Here is a 12,543-nt window from a genome sequence, read left to right as displayed (position 1 = left end):
GTGACTGACCTTTATAGCAATTTCTTAGCGTTCAATAATCTGGGATACATCATCGCGGTTAATCTGCATCTTATTGCCCTGCTGATCGCGGTAGCTGACCAGCCCGGTATCATCGTCAATTTCCGGTTTACCGTCCGTCAGGATCATCCTGCCGTCTTTTGTCGCCATCACGTAATCACTGCTGCATCCGGAAACGGCGAAAGCTAACCCCACTGCGGAAATAATCACTGCCCATTTCTTCATCGTTCTGATCCTCTGGTGGCATGCGTCTGACAACAAGTTTAGTAATAACTTGCTGTCTGGAGACGAAAAAGCAGGATAATCTGAAAAAAGTTGTTAAAGGCAGATCAAAGATAAAAAAACGCTTCCCCGGTTGAGGAAGCGTTTTGTTTACAGCGGATTCTTCTTATTTCGCATCAGGTTGAGCGTTTCAACCGCGATGGAGAAGAACATGGCGAAGTAGATGTAACCTTTCGGTACATGAATGGAGACGCTTTCCAGAATCAACGTAAAGCCGACGAGGATCAAAAACGACAGCGCCAGCATTTTGACCGACGGGTGGCGGTCAACAAATTCGCCAATCGGGCGCGCAGCAAACATCATCACGCCAACGGCGATAACCACTGCCGCCATCATAATGAACAGATGATCGGACAGCCCCACCGCGGTGATCACCGAGTCGAGACTGAAGATAATATCCAGCAGCATAATCTGCACAATCGCGCCAAAGAACGAATGCACATTGGTCTTCAACCCTTCCTCTTCGCCTTCGATCGATTCGTGGATCTCTTTACTTGCTTTCCAGATAAGGAACAGACCGCCGAGGAACAAGATCAAATCGCGGGCCGAAACGCTGTGATCAAGCACGCTGAACAGCGGGTGTGTCAGCCTTGTCACCCAGGCGATAGACGCCAGCAGCAACAGCCGCATGATCATCGCCGCAGCCAGACCTAGCCGACGAGCGTGATTACGCTGCGCGGTAGGCAGTTTCGCGACCACCAGAGAGAGGAAAATAATATTGTCGATCCCTAAAACGATCTCCAGCAGCGTCAGCGTACCGAGCGCGAGCCAGGCGTTAGGATCGGTTACCCATGCAAATAACATCTCTATAAAGTCCTGCCAAAAAAAGAAGCGCTAATTATAAGCACCGCTGTGGCTTAGGCAAAAATTTAATGCTGTGAGAGCAAAAAGTGGCGCGCCAGCAGTGCGCCGGTGAAGTTCTTTTTCAGGTAAAAGCCGCGCGGCAAGGTCAGAATGGTTTCGCCATGTTCGCCGATGGCTTCGGTCAGCGCTTTGCTGTTGGCCGCCTTTGGCCTCAGTTGCAAAACTTCGCCGTGACGGGCGGTAATGCGGGTAACCTGGCCTAACACAATCAAGTCCATCAACTCTTCCCAGTCGAGCCGTAACTGCTGCTCTTCTTCCGCATTTGGGCTCCAGAGCAGCGGCGATCCGACGCGGCGATCCGCCACCGGGATCTCGCGGGAACCTTCAATTGGGATCCATAAGACGCGCTTGAGCTTATGTCGCACATGGCTGGTTTCCCACACGACGCCACTGTTGCCAGTAAGGGGAGCCACGCAAACAAACGTGGTCTCCAGCGGGCGTCCCTGGTTATCGACCGGAATGGTTTTTAGCTCAACGCCCAGCGCGGCAAAATCCTGCTCGGGTTTACTGCCTGCGCTGGCGCCGAGCCACAGCTCCAGCAGAACACCCGTCCAGCCTTTATCACGCTTTAAATCGCGCGGAACGGGCAAGCCTGCCAGCGCGGCCAGTTCGCCGAGCGTGTAGCCCGCCAGGCGCTGCGCCTGGGCCAGTAATTGCGCTTCTGATTCAGGCGGTGAAGTGAAAGGAGCCAACGCGAACATGTTAAAAACCTTTTGTCTAAAAAGTAACCGCTAGTTTTGCACCGTAGCCAGGCAGTGTACCTTTTTCTGTCCTGTGTGAGCAATTAGATGATTTATAAGGGAATTTAACGAGGGTTTTGATGAGTTGCGCAACTGTGTGCCGGGTTTTCCAAATCTGGTCACTGACAATAAACAGGATCTTACACCATGTTATCCACAGAAAAGTGGGATAACTGGGGAAAAGTGCCACTACTGTTTCGATTTACAGCCTTGACGTGCGAGGAAAATCGAAATTCTGCACAAAATGTGCCTAACTTATTGGCATAATCTGTGGATAAATTCGGCTCTGTTCGATCTTTCATCAGCGCCAGGATCCTTAAGGTGATGATCGTCACATTATGGGGCTGTTATCGGTTCAACAGCTATTTAACTACATGAATTACTGTATGTTATTTCTTTGGCCTAGAACGGGGCTATTCAGACTGTTCCGGGTTTTCCCTGGGTAATTCCATACTTTTTCACAACTCTATCCACAGAAAAGGTGAATAAAAACCGTCGTCAGCATCGCTTTCTGTTTATAACTTTGATGATTACTGTGAGTTATTCAAATGTTATTCGTTCGTATCCCTGTCATAGAGTGGTTTACCGTTTTCCGGGAGTGTGAAACAATCGCTTTATTCAGACTTTTTTTGAGGTAGTCCGGTGATTGATGACGATGGCTACCGCCCAAATGTTGGAATCGTAATCTGTAATCGACAAGGTCAGGTCATGTGGGCCAGACGCTTTGGACAGCACTCATGGCAGTTTCCCCAGGGAGGAATTAACCCTGGCGAGTCTCCGGAACAAGCAATGTACCGGGAACTGTTCGAGGAAGTGGGCTTAAGTCGTAAAGATGTTCGTATCCTTGCTTCTACGCGTAACTGGTTGCGTTACAAGTTACCGAAACGTTTGGTGCGTTGGGACACAAAGCCGGTTTGTATCGGCCAGAAACAAAAATGGTTTCTTTTGCAGTTGATCGGTAACGACAGTGAGATCAACATGCAGACCAGTAGTACGCCCGAATTTGATGGCTGGCGTTGGGTGAGCTACTGGTATCCTGTTCGCCAGGTAGTGTCGTTTAAACGCGATGTCTACCGGCGGGTGATGAAAGAGTTTGCAAGCGCGGTGATGTCGCTTCAGGAAACGCCTCCGAAGCCGCAAAGTGCGCCTGCCTGGCGACGTAAACGAGGTTAAGCCACCCATATTATGCTCACCCGACTGCGAGAAATAGTTGAGAAAGTCGCCAGCGCGCCACGCCTTAACGAAGCGCTGGAAATATTGGTTACCGACGTTTGTCTGGCGATGGAAACCGAAGTGTGCTCGGTCTATCTCGCAGATCACGACCGGCGTTGTTATTACCTGATGGCGACGCGCGGTTTAAAAAAGCCGCGTGGTCGCACCGTCACGCTCGCATTCGATCAAGGGATTGTCGGCCTGGTAGGCAGGCTGGCGGAACCCATCAACCTGGCGGATGCACAAAAACACCCCAGTTTTAAATATATTCCCGCTGTTAAAGAAGAGCGCTTTCGCGCTTTTCTTGGCGTACCTATTATTCAACGCCGCCAGTTGCTTGGCGTGCTGGTGGTACAACAGCGTGAGCTACGCCAGTACGATGAAAGTGAAGAATCCTTTCTGGTTACGCTTGCCACCCAGATGGCGGCCATTCTCTCCCAGTCACAATTAAATGCGCTGTTTGGTCAGTATCGGCAGACGCGAATTCGCGCCTTGCCGGCAGCGCCGGGTGTCGCTATCGCTGAAGGTTGGGTTGACGAAACGCTGCCGTTAATGGAGCAGGTTTATCCGGCCTCGACGCTTGATACCTCGCTTGAGCGCGAAAGGCTCACGGCAGCTCTTGAAGAAGCTGCCAATGAATTTCGCCGTTACAGCAAACGTTTCGCCGCCGGAGCGCAAAAAGAGACGGCGGCAATTTTCGATCTCTATTCTCACCTGCTTTCCGACGCGCGCTTGCGCCGTGAGTTGTTTGAAGAAGTCGACAGGGGCGTGGTGGCCGAATGGGCGGTAAAAACCGTTATTGAAAGTTTTGCTGAGCAGTTCGCAGCGCTCAGCGATGGCTACCTGAAGGAGCGCTCAGGGGATTTGCGCACGCTGGGCCAGCGTTTGTTATTCCACCTCGATGACTCTATTTCCGGGCCAAACAGCTGGCCGGAGCGCTTTATCCTGGTTGCCGAGGAACTCTCTGCCACTACGCTTGCGGAGTTGCCGCACGACAGGCTGGCGGGCGTGGTAGTGCGCGATGGCGCGTCAAACTCGCACGCGGCGATTATGGTGCGCGCGCTTGGCATCCCGACGGTAATGGGGGCAGATATTCAGCCCGCCGTGCTGCAACGTCGCATGTTGGTGGTGGACGGTTATCGCGGTGAGCTGTTGGTGGATCCTGAACCGGTGCTGTTGCAGGAATACCAGCGCCTTATCAGCGAAGAGAATGAACTCAGCCGCCTTGCCGAAGATGATGTGAACCTGGCCGCGCAGCTTAAAAGCGGCGAGCGGGTGAAGGTGATGCTGAACGCGGGTTTAAGCCCGGAACATGAAGAGAAACTGGGCAGCCGCATCGACGGTATTGGGCTTTATCGCACCGAAATCCCGTTTATGTTGCAAAGTGGTTTCCCGTCCGAAGAGGAACAGGTGGCGCAATACCAGGGCATGTTGCAGATGTTTAACGACAAGCCCGTGACGCTGCGTACGCTGGATGTCGGCGCGGATAAGCAATTGCCTTATATGCCCATAAGCGAAGAGAACCCTTGCCTTGGCTGGCGCGGAATTCGGATTACCCTCGACCAGCCGGAAATTTTCCTGGTGCAGGTGCGCGCCATGCTGCGCGCCAATGCGGCGACAGGGAATCTCAGCATTCTGTTGCCGATGATCACCAGCATCGACGAAATCGATGAAGCACGCAGACTGATTGAACGCGCCGGTCGTGAAGTCGAAGAGATGATTGGTTACGCAATTCCTAAACCGCGTATCGGGGTGATGCTGGAAGTGCCGTCAATGGTGTTTATGCTGTCGCACCTGGCGAACCGCGTCGATTTTATCTCGGTTGGCACCAACGACCTGACGCAATACATCCTGGCCGTCGATCGTAACAATACCCGCGTGGCAAATATGTACGACAGTTTGCACCCGGCAGTGCTGCGGGCGCTGGCGATGATTGCCGATGAATCAGAACGGTTAGGTATTGATATCCGTCTGTGCGGCGAAATGGCCGGTGATCCGATGTGCGTCGCCGTGCTTATTGGTCTGGGGTACCGCCATCTTTCCATGAACGGACGCTCAGTAGCGCGCATTAAATATTTGCTGCGGCGCATTGACTGTGAAGAGGCGCAAACGCTGGCGAGACGTACGCTGGATGCGCAACTGGCGACAGAAGTGCGTCATCAAATTGCCGCATTTATGGAACGCCGTGGGCTGGGCGGCCTGATTCGCGGCGGAATTTAGCTGGCTCAGGGATATACATAACTTTTACAACTTCGCCGCCACCCGCTCGCGGTGCCTTATGCTATGATTCGCAGCTTTGGAGCGACCAGCAATTGCGGTCGCGTAGGTGAACCGCTGTCCACTTTCGGCGGAATAACAACAAGTTGTGGTGACAGATGAACAGTGGCTATCTGCATTTTCCGGATTTTGATCCGGTGATTTTCTCCATTGGACCGGTTTCTCTCCACTGGTACGGATTAATGTACCTGGTGGGCTTCGTTTTTGCGATGTGGCTGGCAACGCGCCGGGCGAATCGTCCGGGCAGTGGCTGGACAAAAAACGAAGTTGAAAACCTGCTTTACGCGGGCTTTCTCGGTGTTTTCCTCGGCGGCCGTCTCGGCTATGTGCTGTTCTATAACTTCCCGGTTTTCCTGGACGATCCGCTTTATCTGTTCCGCGTATGGGACGGGGGCATGTCTTTCCACGGCGGTTTGATTGGCGTGATTGTGGTGATGATTATCTTCGCCAGACGCACCAAACGCAGCTTCTTCCAGGTTTCTGATTTTATTGCGCCTCTGATCCCGTTTGGCCTTGGCGCAGGGCGCCTGGGTAACTTTATCAACGGTGAGCTGTGGGGACGCGTTGATCCGTCATTCCCCTATACCATGCTGTTCCCTGGCTCACGGGCAGAAGATATGGCGCTGCTGCCTTCACATCCGGAGTGGCAATCACTGTTTGATACTTACGGCATGTTGCCGCGTCATATGTCTCAGCTTTACGAGCTGGCGCTGGAAGGCATTGTGCTGTTTATCATCCTTAACTTGTTTATTCGCAAACCTCGCCCGACGGGCGCGGTCTCCGGCTTGTTCCTGATTGGCTACGGCGCGTTCCGTATCATCGTTGAGTTCTTCCGCCAGCCCGACGCGCAGTTTACCGGCGAGTGGGTGCAATACATCAGCATGGGGCAGATCCTCTCCATCCCGATGATCGTTGCAGGCGCAATCATGATGATTTGGGCGTACCGCCATCGTTCGCCGCAACACGTTTCCTGAGGAACCATGAAACAGTATTTAGAATTGATGCAAAAGGTGCTGAATGAAGGCACCCCGAAAAACGACCGCACCGGGACAGGCACGCTGTCTATTTTTGGCCATCAGATGCGTTTTAATCTGCAGGACGGCTTTCCGCTGGTGACCACCAAGCGCTGCCATTTGCGTTCAATTATTCATGAGCTGCTGTGGTTCCTGCAGGGCGACACCAATATTGCCTATCTGCGCGAAAACAAAGTCACCATCTGGGACGAATGGGCCGACGAAGAGGGCAATCTTGGCCCGGTTTACGGCAAACAGTGGCGCGCGTGGCCTACACCTGACGGCCGCCATATCGACCAGATCACAACAGTGATTAACCAGCTGAAAAACGACCCGGATTCACGCCGCATTATTGTCTCCGCGTGGAACGTAGGTGAACTGGACAAAATGGCGCTGGCCCCCTGCCACGCGTTCTTCCAGTTCTACGTGGCGGACGGCAAGCTCTCCTGCCAGCTCTACCAACGCTCCTGCGATGTGTTCCTTGGTCTGCCGTTCAACATCGCCAGCTATGCGTTGCTGGTGCATATGATGGCTCAGCAGTGCGATCTGCAACCGGGCGATTTCGTCTGGACCGGTGGCGACACCCATCTTTACAGCAATCACCTGGAACAAACGCGTCTGCAATTAAGTCGTGAACCGCGTGCGTTGCCGAAACTGGTTATCAAACGTAAGCCTGAGTCGCTTTTTGACTACCGTTTCGAAGACTTCGAAATCGAAGGTTACGATCCGCATCCGGCCATCAAAGCGCCTGTCGCTATCTGACTTCTACCAACATGTCATAACCGGTGCGGCAACGTACCGGTTTTTTTTCCCCGATAATTGTTTCTTCGGCCCTGCTTCCAACCCATCTGCAACTCACTGCAACGTGATGCATTTCTTTCGTACCGCCTCGTAACCTCTCTGTTTGCCCCTCGATCTGAATGCATGCTAACGACACACTGCCGCCATGAAAAAAGAAGATGGCTTCACCCTGATTGAAACCCTCGTCGCAATGGTGCTGATTGTTATCCTGAGCGGAGCGGGCATCTCTGGCTGGCAGAGTTGGCAGGCGCAGCAGCGGCTGTGGCAAACCGCGTTGCAGGTGCGGCATTTGCTTGAACGTCTGCGCGATGATGCCAACTGGCACAACCGTTCACAGCTGGTATATGGCATTCGCGAAGGCGAACGCTGGTGCCTGGTGAATTCGCCGTCGCAAAACTGCGCTGTGCAGAACGCTTACTCACTGCAGCCTCAATGGCCTGATGTCACGCTGGTTGATGTGACACCTTCGCTGGGGTTCTTTGGACTGCGCAACACTGCCTGGCCCGGCAATATTCGGCTGCGTAGCAGTGCAGGAGAGTGGCGAGTGGTGGTTTCGGCATGGGGCAGGATCAGAATGTGTCAGCCATCAGCGGAGAATCTATGTTAGACAGGCAAAAAGGGTTTTCACTGTTGGAAACCGTGCTGGCGATGGCAATCGGCAGCGTGCTGTTACTGGCGTCTGCCCGTTTTTTACCAGCGCTACAGCTGGCAGTAACGCAGCACACGCGTATCCAGACGGTGGAAGACGATCTCTGGCTGCAACTGCGTGGCATCGCAAAACATCTCCAGCGAGCGGGATATTGCAATGGTAGCTGTAGTGGCCAGCCGCTGGTTATCAATAGCACTGGAGACTGTGTTATTGCTCAGTGGGACGCCAACAGCAATGGGCGCTGGGAGTCATCGGCAAGCAGCGAACCGGAACAAACCGGCTTTCGGCTGCAAAGTGGCGCACTCGAAATCATGCGTGGAGCAACGTCTTGCAATGGCCGGGGCTGGGAAAAAATCACCGATCCTGCCCAAATGAGCATTGAGCGTTTTCATGTCGCTCAGCGTCAGACGCCGGGGTTTGCACCACAGCTCGCGATCACACTCTCGGCGCGTGTTCCGGGGAATGTCGGGCAACCCTTTACCGCTGATTTAAATGTGACCGGGTACAACTTATGAACCGGCAACGAGGGATGTCGTCACTGGCGCTGGTTTTGCTGTTATTGCTGTTGGGTAGCCTGATGTTGCACGGTTTAAATCTGCAATTGAGCAGCCATATCTGGCGCGTGAACAATGAAAACCAGGGGATACGCAACGCTGCGGAAATCACTTCGGCCATGGAGTGGGCGCGTCATCAAACCTGGCCTGCCCAGCCCGCGCTGCAGTGCCAGCAAAGTGCCGGGCAAAATGTTCGCAGTTGTTTACGCGTTTTTACCGATGGAGCCGCGCTGCTGATTGTCGCAAACGCTGAAACATCGCTGTGGCATCTGGGGCGTGTGGAGGGGGCGCAGGTCCGTTTTTTGTCTCATGGCTGGAGTGATTTTTGTCCACTGAAAGAGGAAGCGCTATGCCGGTTGCCGTAAACAAACAACGGGGCTTTAGCCTTACCGAAGTTCTGCTGGCTATGGTGCTAATGGTGATGGTTGTTACCGCGCTTGGCGGTTATCATCGTGCGCTGGCCTCAGGGTTTGTATCCACCAGCCAGTGGCGACAGCTATGGCGCTACGCCTGGGAACAGGCGCAACCAGAAGTATCATCGTTACCGCCAGGCTGGCAGGTTCAGCGGGGGCAGACAACCACCGGGGGATGTGTCAGCATCAACGTTACCGTTAGTTCGCCAGCGGGCAGGCAGGGGCAAATGACGCGATTATTTTGCCCGAACAGTCAGTAGTCAGGAGCGCTTATGTTAAGGGTTTACCACTCCAATCGTCTGGATGTGCTGGAAGCATTGATGGAGTTTATTGTTGAGCATAACAGGCTCGACGATCCCTTTGAGCCAGAAGTTGTACTGGTGCAGAGCACCGGCATGGCGCAATGGCTGCAAATGATGCTCGCGCAGAAGTTTAGTATTGCCGCCAATATTACCTTCCCGCTACCTGCGAGTTTTATCTGGGAAATGTTCGTCACCGTACTGGACGGCATTCCGAAAGAGAGCGCATTTAACAAACAGAGTATGAGCTGGAAGCTGATGTCGCTATTGCCCGGCATGCTGGAGCAAGACGCGTTCACCATGTTGCGCAATTACCTGAATGACGACGATGACAAGCGTAAACTCTTCCAGCTCTCTTCACGCGTGGCGGATCTCTACGATCAATATCTGGTTTACCGCCCGGAATGGCTAACACGATGGGAAGCGGGTGAACAGATCGACGGGCTGGATGAAGCGCAGCGCTGGCAAGCACCGCTGTGGCGTGCACTGGTGGAACATACCGCCGCGCTGGGGCAGCCACACTGGCATCGTGCCAACCTCTACCAGCGTTTTATCGATAAGCTTGAATCGGCTGAGCAGCGGCCCGCCGGTTTGCCTTCGCGCGTCTTTATTTGTGGGATTTCCGCGCTGCCGCCCATCTATTTGCAAGCGCTTCAGGCGCTGGGTAAGCATATTGATGTTCATCTTTTGTTTACGAATCCCTGCCGTTACTACTGGGGCGACATTAAAGATCCGGCGTTTCTGGCGAAACTGATCACCCGTAATCGTCGGCATCACCGGGAAAACCGACAGTTTCCGCTGTTCCGTGATACGCAAAATGCCGAAGGTCTGTTCAATGCCGATGGCGAGCAGGATGTTGGTAACCCTTTGCTGGCTTCATGGGGCAAACTGGGACGGGACAACATTTTCCTGCTGGCGGGCATGGAGCGCTATGAAGAGCTGGATGCTTTCGTCGACATTACGCCCGGCTCGCTGCTGCAAAATCTGAAGTACGACATCCTGGAACTGCAAAATGGTGCGGTGGCGGGCGTAACGGCAGAAGAGTTTTCCCGCAGTGATAAAAAACGTCTGCTTGATCCCAACGATCGCAGCGTAACGGTGCATATCTGCCACAGCCCGCAGCGAGAAGTAGAGATCCTGCATGACCGGCTGCTAACGATGCTGGAAGAAGATCCTGAACTGACGCCTCGCGATATCGTGGTCATGGTCGCCGATATCGACAGCTACAGCCCGTATATTCAGGCGGTTTTCGGCAGCGCCACTGGTGAGCGTTATCTTCCCTATGCTATTTCCGACCGCCGCGCGCGGCAGGCTCATCCGGCGCTGCAAGCCTTTATCAGTTTGCTCTCCCTGCCGGACAGCCGCTTTGTGAGTGAAGATGTGCTGGCGCTGCTGGATGTTCCGGTGCTGGCGGCGCGTTTCAACATCAATGAAGAGGGGCTGCGTTACCTGCGTTTATGGGTCAATGAGTCCGGCATTCGCTGGGGAATGGACGACGACAACGTTCGCGAGCTTGAATTACCCCCGACCGGGCAGCACACCTGGCAATTTGGCCTGACGCGAATGCTGCTCGGTTATGCGATGGAAAGCCGCCAGGGTGAGTGGCAGTCGATTTTACCGTATGACGAATCCAGCGGGCTTATCGCGGAGTTAGTTGGCCACCTGGCGGAGCTGTTGATGCAGCTTAATATCTGGCGTCGCGGCTTGTCTGAGGCGCGACCGCTGGAAGAGTGGCTCCCGGTTTGCCGTGACATGCTTAATGACTTTTTCCTGCCAGACCAGGACACAGAAGCTGCGCTGGCTCTTATTGAACAGCAGTGGCAGGACATTATCGCGCAGGGCGTTGGTGCCAATTATCACGACGCGATCCCGCTTTCGCTACTGCGTGACGAGCTGGCTCAGCGCCTCGATCAGGAGCGTATCAGTCAGCGTTTCCTCGCGGGGCCTGTGAATATCTGCACCCTGATGCCGATGCGCTCTATTCCGTTTAAAGTGGTCTGTCTGCTGGGCATGAATGATGGTGTCTACCCGCGAGCACTGCCTCCGCTGGGGTTTGACCTGATGAGCCAGAAACCGCAGCGAGGCGACCGCAGCCGTCGGGATGATGACCGCTACTTGTTCCTCGAAGCGCTTAACTCAGCGCAACAGCAGCTCTATATCAGCTATATCGGCCGCTCTATCCAGGATAACAAAGAGCGCTTTCCCTCGGTGTTGGTGCAGGAGCTGGTGGATTACATTGGGCAGAGCCACTATTTGCCAGGCGATGCCTTGCTTAATTGCGATGAAAGCGAGCAGCGGGTAAAGGCACATATTACGCATCTGCATACGCGTATGCCGTTTGATCCGGCAAACTATACGGCTGATGAGTGGCAAAGTTATGTCCGCGACTGGCTACCGGCTGCGAGTTCAGAGGGCCAGGCGCATGCGGAGTTTATTCAAGCGCTGGATGACGTGCCGCTTGAAACGCTCACTTTTGATCAGCTCCAGCGTTTTTGGGCGCATCCGGTGCGCGCCTTTTTCCAGATGCGCCTGCGCGTTAATTTCCGCCCGGAGGAGAGTGAAATTCCGGATGCTGAGCCGTTTATCATTGATGGTCTGAGCCGTTACCAGCTCAATCAGGAGATATTAAATACGCTGGTCGAAGAGCAGGACGCAGAGAAGCTTTTTCGCCGCTACCGCGCGGCTGGCGTACTGCCTTATGGGGCGTTTGGTGAAATTATCTGGGAAACCCAATGTCAGGAAATGCAGGAACTGGCTAACCGCGTCATTGAATATCGCCAGCCTTCTGACAGCCTCGAAATTGACCTGCATTGTGCAGGCGTTCATCTCACCGGATGGCTGCCGCGTGTGCAGCCAGATGGGCTATTGCGCTGGCGCCCGGCCTTGTTGAACGTTTCACAAGGCCTGCAACTTTGGCTGGAACATCTTGTCTATTGTGCCAGAGGCGGCACCGGCACCAGCCGCTTGTTCGTTCGCAAAGAGGGCGAATGGTGTTTTCCCCCGCTACCCGCTGATAAGGCGCTGGAATATCTGGCAACGCTGATTGAAGGCTATCGGGAAGGCATGGTGAAACCGCTCCTGCTGTTGCCGGAAAGCGGCGGCGCATGGATAAAAGTCTGTTATGACGCGGCAAATGATGCCATGTTAAAGGACGAAGAGACGTTACAAAAAGCGCAGAGTAAATTCCTGCAAGCGTATGAAGGCAACATGGTGGTACGCGGTGAAGGCGATGATGTCTGGTATCAGCGCCTGTGGCGAACCCTTGAACCTGAGTACTACGCTGAAATTACCAAACAAGCGCAGCGTTTTCTGTTACCGCTTTATCGACACAACCAGTCCGATTGATTGTATAAAAATTGCGCGAAATGGTTGCATCCATTATCATGCGCGACGGTCACGGACTGATATAACAAGAGTGCTG

At 53.9% G+C, this 12,543-nt stretch carries 12 protein-coding genes; 9 read left to right on the top strand and 3 right to left on the bottom strand.

What is annotated here, in order from left to right; translation table 11 throughout:
* Positions 1 to 24: 24 nt before the first annotated feature.
* From ygdR to mutH, 3 genes are all read right to left on the bottom strand, one after another.
* On the bottom strand, positions 25 to 243 hold the full coding sequence (gene ygdR / locus M8Q36_RS01295; protein ID WP_007370351.1) for a lipoprotein YgdR: 219 nt from the start codon (positions 241 to 243) through the stop codon (positions 25 to 27).
* A gap of 147 nt (positions 244 to 390) precedes the next feature.
* Positions 391 to 1,104, bottom strand: a complete 714-nt coding sequence (locus tag M8Q36_RS01290) for a TerC family protein (protein ID WP_249879773.1) — start codon at positions 1,102 to 1,104, stop codon at positions 391 to 393.
* Positions 1,105 to 1,169: 65 nt separating this feature from the next.
* Positions 1,170 to 1,865 carry a DNA mismatch repair endonuclease MutH gene (gene mutH / locus M8Q36_RS01285; protein WP_249879772.1) on the bottom strand — a complete coding sequence of 232 codons (696 nt, stop codon included), beginning with the start codon at positions 1,863 to 1,865 and terminating at the stop codon, positions 1,170 to 1,172.
* 681 nt (positions 1,866 to 2,546) lie between these two features.
* On the opposite strand from mutH, the gene rppH reads away from it, so the two are divergent.
* From rppH to recC, 9 genes are all read left to right on the top strand, one after another.
* A complete protein-coding gene (gene rppH / locus M8Q36_RS01280; protein ID WP_017457684.1) occupies positions 2,547 to 3,077 on the top strand; it encodes an RNA pyrophosphohydrolase in 531 nt (176 codons plus the stop codon).
* Positions 3,078 to 3,089: 12 nt separating this feature from the next.
* Positions 3,090 to 5,336, top strand: a complete 2,247-nt coding sequence (ptsP, locus tag M8Q36_RS01275) for a phosphoenolpyruvate--protein phosphotransferase (protein ID WP_249879771.1) — start codon at positions 3,090 to 3,092, stop codon at positions 5,334 to 5,336.
* A gap of 155 nt (positions 5,337 to 5,491) precedes the next feature.
* Positions 5,492 to 6,367 carry a prolipoprotein diacylglyceryl transferase gene (lgt, locus tag M8Q36_RS01270; protein ID WP_045512476.1) on the top strand — a complete coding sequence of 292 codons (876 nt, stop codon included), beginning with the start codon at positions 5,492 to 5,494 and terminating at the stop codon, positions 6,365 to 6,367.
* Between the two features lie 6 nt (positions 6,368 to 6,373).
* A complete protein-coding gene (gene thyA / locus M8Q36_RS01265) occupies positions 6,374 to 7,168 on the top strand; it encodes a thymidylate synthase (protein WP_020455052.1) in 795 nt (264 codons plus the stop codon).
* 184 nt (positions 7,169 to 7,352) lie between these two features.
* Positions 7,353 to 7,814, top strand: coding sequence for a prepilin peptidase-dependent protein (locus M8Q36_RS01260; protein ID WP_249879770.1), 462 nt, complete (start codon positions 7,353 to 7,355; stop codon positions 7,812 to 7,814).
* Positions 7,808 to 8,371, top strand: a complete 564-nt coding sequence (locus M8Q36_RS01255; protein WP_249879769.1) for a prepilin peptidase-dependent protein — start codon at positions 7,808 to 7,810, stop codon at positions 8,369 to 8,371. The genes M8Q36_RS01260 and M8Q36_RS01255 overlap by 7 nt, the downstream gene beginning before the upstream one ends.
* Entirely contained in the window at positions 8,368 to 8,775 is a 408-nt protein-coding gene (locus M8Q36_RS01250) for a DUF2509 family protein (protein WP_249879768.1), read from the top strand. Before M8Q36_RS01255 ends, M8Q36_RS01250 begins: the two co-directional genes overlap by 4 nt.
* Entirely contained in the window at positions 8,760 to 9,083 is a 324-nt protein-coding gene (locus M8Q36_RS01245) for a prepilin-type N-terminal cleavage/methylation domain-containing protein (protein ID WP_045512468.1), read from the top strand. The genes M8Q36_RS01250 and M8Q36_RS01245 overlap by 16 nt, the downstream gene beginning before the upstream one ends.
* Positions 9,084 to 9,095: 12 nt before the next feature.
* Positions 9,096 to 12,467 carry an exodeoxyribonuclease V subunit gamma gene (gene recC, locus M8Q36_RS01240; RefSeq protein WP_249879767.1) on the top strand — a complete coding sequence of 1,124 codons (3,372 nt, stop codon included), beginning with the start codon at positions 9,096 to 9,098 and terminating at the stop codon, positions 12,465 to 12,467.
* Positions 12,468 to 12,543: the final 76 nt, after the last annotated feature.

The sequence above is a fragment of the Kosakonia sp. R1.Fl genome (assembly GCF_023516815.1).
In the GTDB taxonomy this organism is placed as follows: Bacteria; Pseudomonadota; Gammaproteobacteria; order Enterobacterales; family Enterobacteriaceae; genus Kosakonia.
Note: the sequence above shows the minus strand (reverse complement) of the source record. Positions and strands in the feature narration are given on the sequence as shown.